Origin of the sequence: Vibrio sp. 10N.222.52.C12 (assembly GCF_041474215.1) — a bacterium.
Taxonomy (GTDB): domain Bacteria; phylum Pseudomonadota; class Gammaproteobacteria; order Enterobacterales; family Vibrionaceae; genus Vibrio; species Vibrio crassostreae_C.
This window is the reverse complement of sequence record NZ_JBFRTR010000031.1, coordinates 1-17,088: the sequence shown is the minus strand read 5'-3', so window position 1 is coordinate 17,088 and position 17,088 is coordinate 1. Positions and strand designations below refer to the sequence as shown.

Genomic DNA, 17,088 nt, shown 5'->3' with positions numbered 1-17,088 from the left:
CTACTGATGTGTATTCACACCAAGTCATTTAATCTTGTTTGAGCTTCGCAAAAGGCAAAGCTCACAAATATGTTTTTAGTTTCTGCTTTCTAATTTCTAGCGCCGAGTTTGGACTAGTAATTGCGAATCGCTGCAAAAGCACGTTGCAGTTTGTCTGCGTCTTTTTTTCCTGGAGCGGATTCAACGCCAGAGTTTAGGTCTAATCCTAAGCAACCCAACTTAGCCGCTTGGTTAGCATTTTCTGGGGTTAGACCACCCGCCAACATGATTGCGCTTTGGTTGTTGATTAGGTTCCAATCGAACACTTGGCCTGTGCCACCAGTTTGAGAACCCACTTTAGTATCTAGCAGGTGACGAGTCACGTTGCTTTCCAGTAATTCTGGTAGCGAGCTCTCAGCATCGGGAGAAACACCGTAAGCTTTCCAAATCTCAACGCTTTCAGGTAGTGACTGTTTTAGCTCATCGACAAACGCTTGAGACTCATCACCGTGCAATTGCACAGCGAACAGGCCTAGCTCAGAAACCGTTTTCGCAACGTCAGTAACGCTGTGGTTTTGGAACACACCCACGTAGTTCAAAGGTGCGCCGCTCATAGTCAAACGAGCCGCTTCGATATCCACATGACGCTTAGATGCTTCAACGAATATCAGACCACCGAATACCGCACCAGCTTGATAAGCCTTTGCTGCATCGTCAGAGTGAGTTAAACCACACACCTTGTTTTCACCCAGTGTTACTTTGCGTACCGCAAGCTCGAGGTTCTTCTCTGCCATTAGAGAGCTACCGATTAGGAAGCCATCTGCAAACGTTGAAAGGTCACGAACTTGTTGATGTGTGTAGATGCCAGACTCTGAAATCACAACTGCGTTTGGAGCCAGTTCGCGAATCAGCGGCGCCAACTCTTTAGTACGGTTCAAATCAGTCGAAAGGTCACGAAGATTACGGTTGTTAATGCCGATCACCTTAGCGTTTAGAGCGACTGCACGGTGAAGCTCTTCTTCGTTGCTGACTTCGGTCAATACACCCATGTTGAGTGAGTGAGCGACTTCCGCCAGCGCTTTGTACTCTTCGTCATCTAATACCGATAGCATTAGCAAGATAGCATCAGCTGAGTAATGACGAGCTAGATACACTTGGTAGGTATCAACCATGAAGTCTTTACACAGGATAGGCTGCTTAGCAATGCTGCGAACTTTAGGTAAAAACTCAAAGTCACCTTGGAAGTACTTCTCGTCTGTCAGCACAGAAATCGCGTTTGCGTGGTTGTTGTAAACAGAAGCAATGTAGTCGAGGTCAAACTCGTCACGGATTAAACCTTTTGACGGAGAGGCCTTTTTACATTCAGTGATGAAAACCGTTTGTTCTCCGCTCAGAGCGTCATAAAAGCTGCGGTCTGTTGCAGTTAGTGACGCTTTAAACTCGTCTAATGGTTGAGTCTGCTTACGCGCTTCAACCCATTGGTATTTATCACGAACGATTTTTGCTAATACTTCCGCCATTTCAGCTTCTTTGACTGAAACGTGGGTCGACAGTTTATCGGTAGTCTGTGTCATGTTCTTTGTCTCAATTCGTCGTTCGTTAGGCGTGTGCAGCAAGCTTATGTACAAGCTCGTACGCTTTGCCAGAGTTCATCGCGTCAATCGCTTGCTGAGCGTTGGCTTTTAGGTCTTCGTGACCAAATAGACGCATCAGCAGAGCTACGTTGACTGCCACTGCGCCAACTTGAGCATCAGTGCCTTTACCCGTCAGGATATCAGTTGTGATGGCTTTGTTCTCTTCTGGCTCGCCGCCCTTAATCGCTTCAAGAGGGTGAGTGTTCAAACCAAAGTCAGCCGGAGTCACTGTGTACTCGTGAATCTTGCCATCTTTAATCTCAGCAACGATAGTCTCGCCGTGAATCGCTACTTCATCTAGGCCGCTACCGTGCACAACAGCTGCACGCTTCATGCCCATTTGCAGCATGGTTTCTGCGATAGGGCGTACCAGCTCTTTGCTGTAAACACCCATTAGCTCGATGTTAGGGCGAGCAGGGTTAATCAGTGGGCCAAGAATATTGAAGATAGTGCGCGTTTTCATTGTTTGACGAACCGGCATCGCGTGACGTACACCGACGTGATATTGCGGAGCAAATAGGAATGCTACGCCAAGCTCGTCGACTGCAGTACGAGTGTCTTCTGCTGTCATCGCTAGGTTAATACCGAACGAATCCAGTAGGTCAGAAGAGCCTGATTTGCTCGATACGCTGCGGTTACCGTGCTTCGCGACTTTTAAGCCACACGCTGCGGCAACAAATGCAGAAGTCGTCGAGATATTGATGGTGTTGTGACCGTCGCCACCTGTACCTACGATGTCTGCGAAATCGTAATCAGGGCGCGGGAACGGGTTTGCATTCGCAAGTAGTGCTTTTGCTGCGCCTGCAATTTCATCGGGCGTTTCGCCTTTGATTTTCAGTGCAGTTAGCGCAGAAGCCATCAAGATTGGGTCTAGTTCACCCTTGATGATCACATCAAATAACTGTTGGCTTTCTTCTTGAGTAAGAGACTGCTGTTCGTAAAGTTTATTAATCTGTTCCATGATCGTTTCCTATTTTCCAGTCTTTTCAAGGCGAAGAGGTTTCTCAAGAGCCCATTCGATAGCGTTTGCTAGAAGCGTTGCACCGTAGGTCGTCATAATTGATTCAGGGTGGAATTGGAATCCACACACCTTGTCTTGTTCTTGAACCACAGACATCACCAAATCATCTACTTCAGCGGTCACCGTTAGGCTATCAGATACATGCGTTGCCACTAAAGAGTGGTAGCGAGCGATAGCCAATGGCGAAGGTAAGCCTTGGTAAGTCGCATGGTTTTGGTGTTCCATCATCGACACCTTACCATGAATGATTTCGCCAGCGCCTGCAACGGTGCCGCCATAGGCTTCAACAATCGCTTGGTGGCCTAAGCAAATACCAATCATTGGCACTTTACCTTTTAGAAGCTGAATCAGCTCTGGCATACAGCCCGCATCTGCTGGAGCGCCAGGGCCTGGTGAAAGCAGTGCAACAGGGTTGTCTAGTTCGTTGATCGCCGCTTCAACTACTTTTGCAGGAATGTTGTTACGGTAAATTTTTACGCTGTGACCTAATGAACGAAATTGGTCTACAAGGTTGTAAGTGAACGAGTCGAAGTTATCGATGAATACAATATCAGCCATGATTACGACTCCTTCTTATTTGTTAGGTTCTTAGTATGAGCTGCTTGAATCGCTGAGATAACCGCTTGTGCCTTGCCGCGAGTTTCATCGGCTTCTGCTTGTGGGTCTGAATCGAATACCACACCAGCGCCAGCTTGTACTTGTGCTACGCCATCTTCAACGTAAGCAGAGCGAATTACGATACAAGTATCTAGAGTCCCTTCACCGGTTAGATAACCGACTGCACCACCGTAGCTACCACGACGCGTTTTTTCTACGTCACGAATAAGCTGCATTGCGCGGATTTTTGGTGCGCCCGTTAGCGTGCCCATGTTCATACAAGCTTGGTAAGCGTGCAGAGCATCTAAGTCTTCACGGAGCTGACCAACAACACGAGAAACCAAGTGCATTACATGGCTGTAGCGGTCTACTTTCAGTAAGTCTGCTACGTGGCGAGTGCCAGCTTCGGCAATACGTGCCACATCGTTACGCGCTAGGTCAACTAGCATCATGTGCTCGGCGTTTTCTTTCTTGTCGGTACGCAGTTCAAGCTCGATACGGCTGTCTAGGTCGAAATCGATTTGACCGTCTGGGCGCTTACCACGACGACGAGTACCAGCAATCGGGTAGATCTCGATTTGGTTGGTTTCTGTCTCGTATTTCAGAGCGCTTTCTGGAGAAGCACCGAACAGAGTAAACAACTCGTCTTGCATGTAGAACATGTAAGGGCTTGGGTTACTTTGTTTGAGTTCTTTATAAGCCGCCAGTGGAGCAGGGCAAGGAAGCGTGAAGCGGCGTGATGGTACGACTTGGAACACATCGCCTTTTACTACGTACTCTTTTAGGTCACGAACCGTTTGACAGAAGTCTTCATCTGAAACGCTAGGTACAGCTTCAACGTTGTCTAGTGGCGTCACTTCCGTGATGGCTTTCAGTGACTGACATTGTGTTTGAATGTCGGCTAGACGGTCAGTTAATTGCGCTTTGATGTTGTCATCTTGAGCAAATAAGCTCGCGTGAAGTAGGCCTTCGTTCTCTTGATGATCGAAACGCAATAGTGTTTCAGCTACGTAGAATACAAAGTCAGGACAATTGTTGGTTGCTTCAGCATCACCTAGTGGCTCAAAGTTTGCCACGATGTCGTAAGCGAATAAGCCCGCCATGAATAATGCGTGTTTGTTATCCGCGTCTTGCTCAAAGCTGTGCTGAACCAAACGCAGTGCATCGAATGAAGAGGCTTCTCTTAAACGTGAGTCTTCGTCTAATTCGTTGCTTGGTTCGATAAAAGTCAGCGTCAAAACGTTATCAGTAAGGTCAGATTTAATTTCTGCTTTCACGTTTTGAGTGAGATGTTCGATAAGCGCTTGACCGTTTTCAGTCAATGCTTGAAAGGTTACTTCATGTCCGCGACATACGATGCGAACAGCAGAGTCGATAAGGAGTAGGCTTGTCAGGTTCTGTTTAGATTCAATCTCGGCAGATTCCAACAAAAGACAATCAGTTTTGTTTTCACACAAAGTATGAAAAACGCTGGTTGGATCTTGCGAGTAAGGAACTGAGGAATTGATGACCTCAATGGTTCCCAGCTTTTTGATTTTAATGGCCTTGTTCACAAGACCTCCTTTATGATTCTTTAAATTTCCTGCCGTACATAGTCGCATAAAGATACCTTTCACCCAATCTAGAATATGGTCAATTCGATGATTTGTTAGTCAGTTGAATGTGAGATGTTCGACAAATTAAAAAGCCCGCTATTAAAGCGGGCTTAGTGATAACTTTTTTATAAACAAACTGTTTAACTAGAAGTACACGTTAGCCCACCAAGAACTTGTCCAAGTGCGCCACCAATTAAGCTCTGAACTTGCTTCTACTGAAGAAAGTTCTAAAACTTTATCTTTATGGTTTTGGTTAAATTCTTGTAACATGGTGAACCTATCAAATGTGATACTTCGTATTTGTGTACTAGTTAACTAGTTTTCTGCTTGCGGGTCAAGTGTGTTGACACAAATATAACGATAAAAATTGAAAACAATGAAAAAGAATATATGAGAATTGATCTACATAGTCATACAACAGCCTCAGATGGCCGACTTACTCCACCTGAGCTAATTGACCGAGCGCTTGGCTTTAACATCGAAGCGCTAGCGATTACAGATCATGACACGACTGATGGGCTTGCTGAAGCACGCAACTATATTGCTGATAACAATCTTCCTATTCAGCTGATCAACGGCATTGAGATTTCGACTGTTTGGCAAAACAAAGATATCCATATTGTTGGGTTAAACGTTGATCCTGAGTCACCAGAACTCAAAGCGCTCATTGAGCGACAGAAGCAACACCGTATTGGACGTGCAGAGATGATTGCTCAACGTCTTGAGAAAGCGACTCGTGAAGGGGTGCTAGAAGAAGTTAAATTGATTGCGGGTGATGCACCAATTACTCGAGCACACTTTGCGAAATGGTTAGTCGACAATGGCTACGCGAAAACCATGCAGCAGGTGTTTAAAAAGTTTCTTACTCGCAATAACCCAGGTTATGTGCCGCCAACGTGGTGTTCAATGAGTGATGCTGTCACGGCTATTCATGCCGCTGGTGGACAAGCCGTACTCGCTCACCCTGGACGATATGGACTTACAGCCAAGTGGGTTAAGCGCCTGCTAGCGGCATTTGTTGAAGCGAAAGGGGATGGGATGGAAGTTGCTCAACCTCAGCAAGCGCAACAAGAAAGACGCACACTCGCAGATTATGCTATACAATACAAACTATTAGCCTCCCAAGGCAGTGATTTCCATTACCCATCTCCGTGGATGGAACTTGGACGCAATCTCTGGCTACCTTCTGGGGTCGAAGAAGTATGGAAAGATTGGGAGTTTCAAACGGTTTCACCATCTGAATAGTCTTTAGGTGAGCCAGCTCCTTCTGATGATAGAGTCGAGAGATTCGATAACGAGGATCAACAATGAGCCAGTTTTTTTATGTACACCCAGATAACCCACAAGCACGCTTAATTACTCAAGCGGTTGCGATTATTCGCAATGGCGGCGTTGTGGTTTATCCAACAGATTCCGGTTATGCGCTGGGCTGTCAGCTTGAAAACAAACAAGCACTTGAACGTATCTGTAAAATTCGTCGCATCGATGACAAGCACAATTTCACCTTGTTATGCCGTGATCTTTCTGAGTTATCACTGTATGCACGCGTTGATAACGTGGCTTTCCGTCTGCTGAAAGCACACACGCCAGGTGCTTACACGTTTATCTTTAAAGCAACTAAAGAAGTGCCAAAGCGTTTGATGAACGCCAAGCGTAAAACGATTGGTATTCGTGTCCCAGACAACAAGATTGCACTCGACCTGTTGGAAGCGATGGGCGAACCACTGATGTCGACGTCTCTGATTCTTCCGGGTAACGAGACTACAGAGTCGGATCCAGAAGAAATTCGTGACAGCCTAGAGCATGCGGTTGATGTGATTTTGAATGGCGGTTACTTAGGTGAGCAACCGACGACCGTTATTGACTTCAGTGACGATGATGCCGTGGTTCTACGTCGTGGTGCTGGCGATCCTGCGCCGTTTGAATAATCGCTTTACTGATTAACAGTCTGTAACGATACAGCAAACCTGCCACAGTAAATAACAAGTGCTTTTTGGCAGGTTATTTGCGATAATACGCGACCGCGATTTGGTCGTGAAAAATTCATTCGACGTCTGTGAAGACGACAATTAGGTAGAAAAGAGTAAATGAGCGAAAAATTACAGAAGGTTTTAGCGCGAGCTGGTCACGGTTCTCGTCGTGAACTAGAAGGTTTAATCAAATCTGGTCGTGTAAGTGTTAACGGTCAAGTTGCGAAACTGGGCGAGCGTCTTGAAGACGAGAACTCAGTGATCCGTATCGATGGCCATACTGTTTCAGGCAAGGCTTCTGAAGAAGTGGTTTGTCGTGTACTTGCTTACTACAAACCTGAAGGTGAGCTTTGTACTCGTCACGACCCTGAAGGCCGCCGTACTGTTTTCGATCGTCTACCTAAGATCCGTGGTTCTCGTTGGATTTCAGTTGGTCGTCTTGATGCAAACACATCAGGCCTTTTGCTTTTCACTACTGATGGTGAGCTTGCAAACCGTCTAATGCACCCAAGCCGTCAGGTTGAGCGTGAGTACCTAGTACGTGTATTCGGTGAAGTGACTGAGCAAAAAGTTAAAAACGTTACTCGTGGTGTACAACTAGAAGACGGCATGGCTCGTTTTGAAGATGTTGTTTACGCTGGTGGTGAAGGTATGAACCATACTTTCTACGTAGCGATTAACGAAGGTCGTAACCGTGAAGTTCGTCGTCTTTGGGAATCTCAAGAAACGACAGTAAGCCGCCTGAAACGTGTACGTTACGGTGATATCTACCTTGATAAGAAACTGCCTCGTGGCGGTTGGAAAGAGCTAGATCTTCAAGAAGTTAACTACCTGCGTGAGCTTGTTGAGCTTAAGCCTGAGAAAGAGACACTGTTGGATCTTGATCCTTCAAACACTTCTCGTAAGCGTGAGCGTTCTCGTAGCCAAAAAATTCGTCGTGCTGTTAAACGTCACGAAGAGCGTGCAAACGCACCAAAAGGCCGTAGCAACCAAACTAAGCGTAAGAAGCCTGCAACTCGCGGTACTACAACACCTGATTCAGGTCGTAGCGCTCCAGCTGCAAACAAAGGCAAACCTCAGGCTAACAAAAGTAAGCCTAAACTGAACAACGGTCGTCCGGCTAAACCAGCTAAGCCAAGAACACGTCAGTAATTACGTAATTTATTGCGCGTAAAGCTTCATTAGCTAAAAGCACTGAATACTAAAAAACCTGCTCATTGAGCAGGTTTTTTTACGTCTAGAAGAAATAAAAGATTCGGGATGCGAGTAATCGAGTATCGAAAACATACTGCCATAATCGGCAGTAAGCATGCTCTTCGCATCTCTTATCTCGTGTAGGCGCATCTATAATCTGCTCGTATCTCGTTTCTTTTACTTATGATTCGAAAAGTTATCGCCTTTCGCCAGTCGGTCGTAAAGCACAACATTCACTGATGCCGCTAGATTCATACAGCCGTTGGTCGGAACGTAAATCGTCTCACGACAGAAATCTGTGATTTCTTTCTTTAGCGTGCCATCTTCTGGGCCAAAAATGTAAAACGCACGTGGTGGGTGCTTGTAATCAGGTAGAGGCTTAGCACCTTCAATCAGATCAACAGCAACCGGCACGCAGCCTACTGGAATAATATCTTTCAGCTCTTCAACACCAATCAAAGGCAGGGCTAAGTGCTTTTCTTTGGTATCGGTATGGAATTTTCGCGCATGGTCGTAGCGTGTGCCAGTGTAAAACACAGAGTTGGCGCCGTAGCAGCCAGCTGCTCGCATCACTGAGCCTACGTTTTCTGGCGTCTTTGGGTTAACTAGGCCAATGCAGGCATAGCCTTTTGATTGTGTGTCTGTTTTTGCTTTGGTCATAATCAGTGAATCTAACGTTGATGATGAAAGTGATGAATCACGATGGAAAATAGCGTGATAAAAATAGCCGAGCAATGGGCTCGGCTAACTTTTAACTCGCTTACATGAATACTTGTTTACTCATGCAGATGAGCGCAACAGCGGTATTAGTCGCGTTTCCACAGCATGTGACAGAACTTATGTTCTGGATCACGGCTGATTAACATGCGAGCAAATACGTCGTCTAGAACGTCATCAGCTTCATTCACAAGACCAATGCGCACTTCAGCGTAGATCTCTTTGTCGACTTCAAAGCCAACATGTTCAACCCAATCATCGCCAGTTTCAACAAGCTCTGCTGCGCCACGATCTTCAAACTGAGCAGTGAAAAGAATCACGTCTGCAGGCTCTAGGTTGTCAGGTGCCATCTCTAGGAAGATGTCGTATGCAGTGTCAATTGCGTCGTCATAAGACATTAGGTCGTTAGCTTCGGTCATAATAAGTATCTTAGCTTGCGCGGTTCATGTATTTACGTTCAGCAGTGTTTACTACTACTTTGTCGCCAGTCGCGATGTATTCAGGTACTTGAATAGTAAGACCTGTAGAAAGACGAGCAGGCTTAGTACGAGCAGACGCTGATGCACCTTTGATTGAAGGATCAGTCTCTTCGATAACTAGTTCAACAGATGTTGGTAGCTCAAGCGTTGCAGCGTTGCCGTCGATAAGGATCGCGTACATGCCTTGAGTTTCTTCGTTGATGAACAGTAGTTCGTCTTCGATAGTCTCACCGTTGAAGATGAATTGTGTGTAATCTTCGTTGTCCATGAAGATGTACTCGTTGCCATCAACGTAAGAGAACATTACTGCACGCTTAGTTACGTCAATAGTTTCAACAATTTCGTCAGCCTTGTGGCGAACTTCAGTTTTAACGCCAGTTGCTACATCGTTACCACGGAAGCGGTAAATCTTTTGGCCGCCACGGCCGCCTGGTGTTGTTACTTCGATATCTTTAACGATCACTGTTTTGCTTTCTACTGTGATAGCAAAACCTTTTTTAATTTCACTTGCTCTAGGCATTTTGTGTTTGTCCTTAGTGGGTCTATCCGCTGATTATATCTCGGAGATGCTATAAATAGGAATAGCTTGAATCATAAAGTCACCTAGGCGATCATAGAGTTATAGTTAAATCATTATTTTATTTACCGAAACGACCTATGCAGCTACCCGTTATTGACCCAACACAGCCTTTTCAACCTGAATTTCAACCTGTGGTTAACGATCTGATTACCTTTCTAAAAGGTGGGTTAGGATCTAATCTGCACAGTATTTATATTTATGGCAGTGTGGCTCGTAAGCAAGCCGTCTTCGGTCGCTCCAATCTAGATGTGGTTGTGGTGACCCATCGACCGTTTCCTGACCAACGAACCACTTTGTTGAACACCATCAAATGGCGTTTCCAAAAGAGCTTCCCGCAGGTAACTCAAGTGGCGATAAAAACTACCTTAGTGAGTGAGATAGTCGATTTCGACAATATCTTCACCTGGGGTTTTATGCTCAAGCATTTAGCCGTGTGTGTGCATGGTGAAGACTTATCAGACTGCTATGGTGATTTTGAAACAAGTTGGGAAATCGCTAAGCACTGGAATATGGATGCGGAAAACTGGTTGGCGGTGTATCGCAACAAGATCGCACGAGCGACAACGCCAGAACAACAAGTCGCTGCGCAGGTGATTATTGCCAAGAAGCTTCTACGGGCGAGTTACTCACTGGTGATGTACCGCGATAAATATTGGTACGATGATCCTGTTGAATGTGGCCAACAGTTCTTGAAGTATCACCCAGATCGAGAAGTCGAAATCCAAAGGTTGGGCATTTTACTTTCTGGTCGACCAATCCCTAAACGTTCGGTGATCGGTATTCTTGATGGCTTTGGTGAGTGGTTGATTAAGCAGTATCAGAAAACCGAGTTCAGAATCGGATAGAGATTTATAACCGATCCATTGATACTAAAAAGCAGAGTGTGCTGAAGAACATATCTCTGCTTTTTTCGTTTTAAGAGCATATTGAATATAGTGCTAGAACAAACCCAACTGCTGCCCACTAACTCTTTCAAAGTCTAAACCGATGAAGGGCAGTATTGCCTCTGCGACCGGTTTAATCTGCTTGTCGATATAGTGCTGATAATCGATACCACTCTTTAAATACTCCTTGGGCTCAGGGCCACTCAGAGTAATCAAATACTCAATGCGTCCTTTATTTTGGTATTGAAGAGGGCGCCCTAACTGAGCATTGATCTCATCGGCCATACGAGCTGCGCGAACCTGCGGCGGAATGTTCTTTTGGTATTCATGTAATTTGCGGCGTAAGCGCTTTTGATACACCAATAAATCATCATGTTTGCCAGCAGAGGTTTCATCAACAAACTGTCTGACGTAGTCGGTTGGATCTTGATCGTGAAACACCATCTCATACAAGGTTTGTTGGAATTGCTGTGCGAGAGGTGTCCAATCGGTGCGTGCACTCTCAAGCCCTTTAAATATGATCTTTTCTTTATCGCCTTGAGTGATTAATCCGGCATAACGTTTCTTCGAGCCGGTTTCTGAACCTCTAATGGTCGGCATTAGAAACTTGCGATAGTGAGTCTCGTATTCCAATTCGAGTATTGAGGTTAGGTTGTGGGTCTCTTTTAAGTGATTCGTCCACCAATCGTTGATGTAAGCGACCAGTGTGTTCCCGATCTCGTCTGCTTTTTGCTGATCATAACTGCCGTTCAGAGACACGAAGGTTGAATCGGTATCGCCGTAAATCACTTGATAGCCTTTGTCTTCGATCAGAACCTTGGTTTGCTTCATGATCTCATGTCCACGCATGGTAATTGAAGACGCTAACCGGGTATCGAAGAAACGACAACCAGACGAACCTAACACACCATAGAATGAGTTCATGATGATCTTAATCGCCTGAGAGAACGCTTTCTCGTTGTTCTTCTTCGCCACATCACGTGCAGCCCAAAGGTTTTCGATCATCTCGGGCAAGAAGTGTTTAGAACGGTGGAATTGCCCACCTCGAAAGCCATCAACGGCTTGGTTTTCTGCTGGGCCTAGTTCAAGCTTCAACCCTTCAATTAGTCCCATAGGGTCAATCAGAAACGAGCGAATGATCGATGGATACAGGCTCTTAAAATCGAGTACCAAAACCGAGTCGTACAGATTGGGAATTGAATCCATCACATAACCGCCGGGGCTCGCAATCCAATTCTCTGGCTCTAAGTTCGGTGCGACATAACCCGCTCTGTGGATTTGAGGCAGATATAAGTTAGTAAAGGCCGCAACAGAGCCACCAACGCGATCCAGCTCAACACCGGTTAATCGAGAGCGCTCAATCGCGAAGTCGAGTAGGTGAGTGTGCTCGAAGATGCTGTTTACCAGTACGCAGTCTTGAAGGTTGTACTTAGCGAGTGAGGGTTTATCGAACTTAAACATTCGGTTTATCTCATCCATACGGTCATGAACGTTATGGATGTCTTTGCCTTCCCCAAGCAGCTCTTGCGATACCGACTCAAGAGACCAAGAACGGAAGTGGTAGGTCGCTGTCTTGAGCATATCAATACCATCCAAGACAACGCGCCCCGGAATCGTGATAAAACCTTGCTGATTTTGAGCAGAACTGCGGAAAAAGCTCGGTTGGTTGTCTCTGCCGATGTTGAGCTTCACTTCGTTCCATTCTGAACGTTTGTGCAGCAGCCTAAAATCGAAGTCGATAACATTCCAACCAATGATGATGTCAGGATCAAACTCCGAGAACCAAGCTATCATCGCTTCAAGCAGCACTTTTTCGTTGACAACCCATTGGATGTTGGTGTCTGCTTCTTGTGGTTCGCCGACCATGATGACTCGGCTGTCCATCGGGCTGTCTAAGCCAATGGAATAAAGCACGCCTTTTTCTGAGCATTCAATATCAAGTGACACTACTGACAAGTTAGGTAAGTAATCACCTGCTCGGCATTTTGCGTTTGAGACTCGACGATGCTGATTTTTTTGCACAGCAGATCCGGTGAACTCAATACTTCCCTTGATAAAACGTTCCATCAAGAATCGATCGGCGAGTCGAATATCGCTTTCAAAGGTTTGGATTTCTTCGTTGTGAAAGGCTTGCGCTAAACCAAAGCTGCTTCTCGACAGTGAGGTGTAACACGCGGCGAGAGGTGTTTGCTCGAATGTGGCTAATTCTAGAGGCTTAAATTGGCAATCGATCGACTCTTTCGCTGCGATTGCCTGACATGCCTCAACGTCAGATTGAGCGACAAAAAATACCGGTTTTTCATTTTGAATCGTCAGCAGAGTAGGGCCTTGAGGGGTGCTTAACCACAAGTCGATTTGTGTGCGCCCTGAAAAATCTCTTGCTTGTCTTGTGAGTACAAAGCCTTGCTGAATATCCAATGTAGTAACCTATTGAAATGGGGAATCGAATACTACCATCTAGCGACCCTCTGCGCACAAAAGGCAGTAAAAATACTAACTAAATTCTAGTTAGTAGAGGCAAATAACGGGACTCTATAAGCAAATAAGTGAAATTGTCGCGAATGGTTATTCAATGGTATTGAAAATATCTTTATCTTATGTAATTTTATTGGGTGTTGTTTTAACTGGTTGATTTTTAGAAAAAGCTTGTTGTTTTAGTTAGCTTATTTGTTAATAAGTACTTGCTAAAGTTCGTGTTTCAGCACATATTCAACAGAGCTTTTTTTTAGTAATTAAGTTAAGATGTACTCAATGCTGCGATCCACTGTTCCTTTGTTCAATTGTTTCAAACAGATGAAATGACACAGTGGTTGCAGAGCCAATTAATAGTGTGGAGATACAAGTTTGATAAATGTTTTCCTTGTAGATGATCACGAGCTGGTTCGCACAGGGATACGACGTATTATTGAAGACGTCCGTGGAATGAACGTAGCAGGGGAAGCTGAAAGCGGTGAAGATGCTGCAAAATGGTGTCGTACTAACAATACTGACGTTATTTTGATGGATATGAATATGCCTGGTATTGGTGGCTTAGAAGCAACCAAGAAGATCTTGCGTTTCAACCCTGATGTTAAAATCATCGTTTTAACTGTTCATACGGAAAATCCGTTTCCAACTAAAGTGATGCAAGCTGGAGCTGCTGGTTACCTTACTAAAGGGGCAGGTCCGGATGAAATGGTAAATGCAATTCGAGTGGTTAATAGTGGCCAACGATACATTTCACCAGAAATTGCGCAGCAGATGGCTTTGAGCCAATTCTCGCCTGCGTCTGAAAATCCATTCGCAGACTTATCTGAACGTGAACTTCAAATCATGATGATGATTACCAAAGGTCAGAAAGTGACGGATATTTCAGAACAACTCAATCTAAGTCCTAAAACAGTCAACAGTTACCGCTACCGCTTGTTCAGTAAGCTGGATATCAGTGGCGATGTAGAGCTGACGCATTTAGCGATTAGACATGGAATGTTAGACACTGAGACCCTTTAACACTGAGATCGTATAGTGACCAACTTGTTTGACTCAGTCTCATTCCTCAAGACAGTAACAGAGCAGCCCGGCGTTTATCGAATGTATAACGCTGAGGCTGCCGTTATTTACGTCGGTAAAGCTAAGAACCTCAAAAAACGCCTTTCCAGTTATTTCCGTAAAAAAGTCGACAGTGAAAAAACACGCGCTCTAGTTAGTAATATTGACAAGATCGATGTCACTGTAACGCACACGGAAACAGAAGCGCTCATTCTTGAGCACAACTACATCAAGCAGTACTTGCCTAAATACAACGTACTTTTGCGTGATGATAAGTCGTACCCTTATATTTTTATTAGCGGTCACAAGCATCCTCGTTTGTCGATGCACCGTGGTGCTAAGAAGAAAAAGGGCGAATACTTTGGTCCTTACCCTGATTCCGGCGCTGTGCGTGAGACGCTACACCTAATCCAAAAGATTTTCCCTGCCCGCCAGTGTGAAGATACGGTTTATGCCAATAGAACGCGCCCGTGTTTGATGTATCAGATTGGTCGTTGTGCTGCGCCATGTGTTAGCTCAATCATCTCTGATGAAGAGTACAGTGAACTTATCGACTACGTTCGTCTGTTCCTGCAAGGGAAAGACAAATTAGTCCTTGAGACGCTCATCGACAAAATGGACAAGGCAAGCCGTGAGCTTCGTTTTGAACAAGCTGCCGCTTTCCGTGATCAAATCCAAGCGATTCGACGTGTGCAAGAACAACAATACGTATCTGACGATTCAATGGAAGATATGGACGTGTTGGGATTTGCTCAAGAGAATGGCGTAGCGTGTATTCATATCTTGATGATTCGCCAAGGCAAGGTTTTAGGCAGTAGAAGCCATTTCCCTAAAATTCCCAACAATACGGTGCGAGAAGAGGTCTTTTCGAGCTTTTTAAGCCAATACTATCTTGCGCATAGTGAAGCGAGAACCATCCCAACCCGTTTGATTCTCAATGCCGATTTGATGGAAGATGTCACACCGATTCAAGAAGCCTTGTGTGAAGTAGCGGGTCGTAAGATTCACTTCAATACCAACCCTTCAGGTACTCGAGGTCGTTACCTTAAATTGTCTAATACCAATGCATTGACGGCTATTACCACCAAGATTAATCACAAGATGACGATTAATCAGCGCTTCAAAGAGCTCCAAGAAGTGCTGTCGATGGATGCTATCAAGCGCATGGAATGTTTTGATATCAGTCATACCATGGGTGAAAGCACGATTGCGTCGTGTGTGGTGTTCAATCAAGAAGGCCCGGTTAAACCAGAGTACCGTCGTTACAACATCACCGGCATTACAGGTGGCGATGATTATGCAGCGATGGCTCAGGCGCTTGAGAGACGTTATTCGAAGCAACTCGATGTCGACAAGATCCCAGACATCATCTTTATCGATGGTGGTAAAGGTCAGCTAAACCGCGCTCATGAGATCATTTCTCAATATTGGGGTGATTGGCCGTTTAGACCAAGAATGATGGGTATTGCGAAAGGCGTGACGCGTAAACCGGGTTTAGAAACTTTGGTAACCCTTGAAGGTGAAGAGTTTAATTTACCTAGCGATGCACCAGCGCTGCATCTTATCCAGCACATTCGTGATGAGAGCCATAATCATGCGATTGCAGGGCACAGGGCGAAACGTGGTAAAACGCGCAGAACCAGTGCTTTGGAAGGAATTGAAGGGGTAGGACCTAAACGTCGTCAAGCTTTGCTGAAATATATGGGTGGCTTACAAGAACTTAAGCGTGCAACTGTCGAAGAAATAGCCAAAGTGCCGGGCATTAGTCATTCTTTGGCAGAAAACATTTATCAAGCATTGAAACAATAGTAAAAATCCCGCACCATTAAAGCGCAATTAATAAGAGCCCAATAATATGCGTTTGAATATACCTAACATTTTGTCCTTACTGAGACTATTTTTGATCCCAGTATTCGTTGTCGTTTTCTATCTACCTTATCAATGGGCTCCTTTCGCTGCTGCGATGGTGTTTTGGGTAGCCGGTTTCACTGATTGGCTAGATGGCATGCTAGCTCGTAAGTTAGGGCAAACGTCTCGCTTCGGTGCCTTCATTGACCCTGTGGCTGACAAAGTGTTGGTCGCTACGGCTCTTATCCTGATTACAGAGCATTACCACTCTATTTGGATAACTATTCCAGCCGTGACCATGATTGCTCGTGAGATCATCATTTCAGCGCTTCGTGAATGGATGGCTGAAATCGGTAAACGCGCAAGTGTTGCGGTATCTTGGGTTGGTAAAGTCAAAACGGTTTCTCAGATGTTCGCTCTTTGGGTACTTATCTGGAGATACGACGACTGGATGGTGTGGGTAGGTTACATTGCACTGTATGTCGCCACCGTTCTTACTTACTGGTCAATGGCACAATACTTGATGGCTGCCAAAGACGATTTGTTAGACGAAAAACATCATTGATGAAGAAGCGAGCTGAGGCTCGCTTTTTTGATCTTTAACCTAAGGTTAAGTTATCAATAGTGGATATCTAATGTGATATAGATCTCCTTTGAATAACCCGCTCACAGTGTGTTTTGAACATAAAGTCAGCTATTTGGCCTGTTTCGTATGAAATCTATTCAAACGAATTAAAAATACAAAAATAATATTGACTCAATCGTCTGAATCCGTAGAATGCATCCCGTACCCAAGAGGATGGCAATGAGCGATTCGATTGGAGTTACTAAGGCGCCTTGGCAGAGTGGCTATGCAGCGGATTGCAAATCCGTGGACCTCGGTTCGACTCCGGGAGGCGCCTCCATTCTCTCTTTCTTCTAGAAAGAATTTGAATGAAAATGCGATACTAGCTCAGTTGGTAGAGCGCAACCTTGCCAAGGTTGAGGTCATCGGTTCGAACCCGATGTATCGCTCCAAATTTTGTAATGTTGATTGGCGTCAGCATTAAGATGGTGTTTTAC

16 protein-coding genes, 2 tRNA genes and 1 other annotated feature are annotated in these 17,088 nt (G+C 45.1%); of the genes, 9 read left to right on the top strand and 9 right to left on the bottom strand.

The features are described from left to right. Window positions 1-113: 113 nt before the first annotated feature. The 5 genes from trpCF to AB4623_RS06705 all read right to left on the bottom strand — a co-directional run bounded on the left by trpCF (window position 114) and on the right by AB4623_RS06705 (window position 5,096). Window positions 114-1,553 (bottom strand): bifunctional indole-3-glycerol-phosphate synthase TrpC/phosphoribosylanthranilate isomerase TrpF, encoded by a 1,440-nt coding sequence (trpCF, locus tag AB4623_RS06725; protein ID WP_017063542.1) that lies wholly within the window; start codon window positions 1,551-1,553, stop codon window positions 114-116. Between the two features lie 25 nt (window positions 1,554-1,578). Continuing rightward, window positions 1,579-2,574, bottom strand: coding sequence for an anthranilate phosphoribosyltransferase (gene trpD, locus AB4623_RS06720; protein ID WP_136977869.1), 996 nt, complete (start codon window positions 2,572-2,574; stop codon window positions 1,579-1,581). Between the two features lie 9 nt (window positions 2,575-2,583). Beyond that, window positions 2,584-3,192 (bottom strand): aminodeoxychorismate/anthranilate synthase component II, encoded by a 609-nt coding sequence (locus AB4623_RS06715; protein ID WP_017063544.1) that lies wholly within the window; start codon window positions 3,190-3,192, stop codon window positions 2,584-2,586. Window positions 3,193-3,194: 2 nt separating this feature from the next. Next, window positions 3,195-4,784, bottom strand: coding sequence for an anthranilate synthase component 1 (locus AB4623_RS06710; protein WP_372146015.1), 1,590 nt, complete (start codon window positions 4,782-4,784; stop codon window positions 3,195-3,197). Window positions 4,785-4,909: 125 nt separating this feature from the next. After that, window positions 4,910-5,024: a sequence feature (Trp leader region), on the bottom strand. Then, a complete protein-coding gene (locus AB4623_RS06705; protein WP_009848753.1) occupies window positions 4,971-5,096 on the bottom strand; it encodes a trp operon leader peptide in 126 nt (41 codons plus the stop codon). It overlaps the preceding feature by 54 nt. A 120-nt stretch (window positions 5,097-5,216) precedes the next feature. On the opposite strand from AB4623_RS06705, the gene rnm reads away from it, so the two are divergent. The 3 genes from rnm to rluB all read left to right on the top strand — a co-directional run bounded on the left by rnm (window position 5,217) and on the right by rluB (window position 7,948). Then, the gene (gene rnm / locus AB4623_RS06700) at window positions 5,217-6,071 is read left to right on the top strand and encodes an RNase RNM (RefSeq protein WP_372146013.1); all 855 of its coding nucleotides are present in this window, start codon (window positions 5,217-5,219) and stop codon (window positions 6,069-6,071) included. A 62-nt stretch (window positions 6,072-6,133) separates the two neighbouring features. Then, on the top strand, window positions 6,134-6,754 hold the full coding sequence (locus tag AB4623_RS06695) for an L-threonylcarbamoyladenylate synthase (RefSeq protein ID WP_009848751.1): 621 nt from the start codon (window positions 6,134-6,136) through the stop codon (window positions 6,752-6,754). Between the two features lie 159 nt (window positions 6,755-6,913). Then, on the top strand, window positions 6,914-7,948 hold the full coding sequence (rluB, locus tag AB4623_RS06690; protein WP_017055112.1) for a 23S rRNA pseudouridine(2605) synthase RluB: 1,035 nt from the start codon (window positions 6,914-6,916) through the stop codon (window positions 7,946-7,948). Window positions 7,949-8,167: 219 nt separating this feature from the next. Here rluB and AB4623_RS06685 read toward each other — a convergent pair whose 3' ends face one another. The 3 genes from AB4623_RS06685 to yeiP form a co-directional block, all read right to left on the bottom strand. Next, the gene (locus AB4623_RS06685) at window positions 8,168-8,650 is read right to left on the bottom strand and encodes an RNA methyltransferase (protein WP_017061495.1); all 483 of its coding nucleotides are present in this window, start codon (window positions 8,648-8,650) and stop codon (window positions 8,168-8,170) included. Window positions 8,651-8,796: 146 nt separating this feature from the next. After that, window positions 8,797-9,126, bottom strand: a complete 330-nt coding sequence (locus tag AB4623_RS06680; protein WP_004741258.1) for an HI1450 family dsDNA-mimic protein — start codon at window positions 9,124-9,126, stop codon at window positions 8,797-8,799. 10 nt (window positions 9,127-9,136) lie between these two features. Next, window positions 9,137-9,706 carry an elongation factor P-like protein YeiP gene (yeiP, locus tag AB4623_RS06675; protein ID WP_017055115.1) on the bottom strand — a complete coding sequence of 190 codons (570 nt, stop codon included), beginning with the start codon at window positions 9,704-9,706 and terminating at the stop codon, window positions 9,137-9,139. A 137-nt stretch (window positions 9,707-9,843) separates the two neighbouring features. Here yeiP and AB4623_RS06670 point away from each other — a divergent pair, with 137 nt between their 5' ends. Further along, window positions 9,844-10,611: a hypothetical protein gene (locus AB4623_RS06670; protein ID WP_017061494.1), complete on the top strand. Its 768-nt coding sequence runs from the start codon at window positions 9,844-9,846 to the stop codon at window positions 10,609-10,611. Between the two features lie 93 nt (window positions 10,612-10,704). Here AB4623_RS06670 and AB4623_RS06665 read toward each other — a convergent pair whose 3' ends face one another. Beyond that, window positions 10,705-13,068: a DNA polymerase II gene (locus AB4623_RS06665; RefSeq protein ID WP_372107022.1), complete on the bottom strand. Its 2,364-nt coding sequence runs from the start codon at window positions 13,066-13,068 to the stop codon at window positions 10,705-10,707. A gap of 426 nt (window positions 13,069-13,494) precedes the next feature. Here AB4623_RS06665 and uvrY point away from each other — a divergent pair, with 426 nt between their 5' ends. The 5 genes from uvrY (at window position 13,495) to AB4623_RS06640 (ending at window position 17,043) form a co-directional block, all read left to right on the top strand. After that, window positions 13,495-14,139 (top strand): UvrY/SirA/GacA family response regulator transcription factor, encoded by a 645-nt coding sequence (gene uvrY / locus AB4623_RS06660; RefSeq protein WP_004729778.1) that lies wholly within the window; start codon window positions 13,495-13,497, stop codon window positions 14,137-14,139. A gap of 15 nt (window positions 14,140-14,154) precedes the next feature. Continuing rightward, the gene (gene uvrC, locus AB4623_RS06655; RefSeq protein ID WP_029235668.1) at window positions 14,155-15,987 is read left to right on the top strand and encodes an excinuclease ABC subunit UvrC; all 1,833 of its coding nucleotides are present in this window, start codon (window positions 14,155-14,157) and stop codon (window positions 15,985-15,987) included. Between the two features lie 46 nt (window positions 15,988-16,033). Continuing rightward, window positions 16,034-16,591: a CDP-diacylglycerol--glycerol-3-phosphate 3-phosphatidyltransferase gene (gene pgsA / locus AB4623_RS06650; RefSeq protein ID WP_017061490.1), complete on the top strand. Its 558-nt coding sequence runs from the start codon at window positions 16,034-16,036 to the stop codon at window positions 16,589-16,591. A gap of 266 nt (window positions 16,592-16,857) precedes the next feature. Continuing rightward, a tRNA-Cys gene (locus AB4623_RS06645) sits at window positions 16,858-16,931 on the top strand. A gap of 36 nt (window positions 16,932-16,967) precedes the next feature. Next, window positions 16,968-17,043 (top strand) — tRNA-Gly (locus AB4623_RS06640). Window positions 17,044-17,088 lie beyond the last annotated feature (45 nt).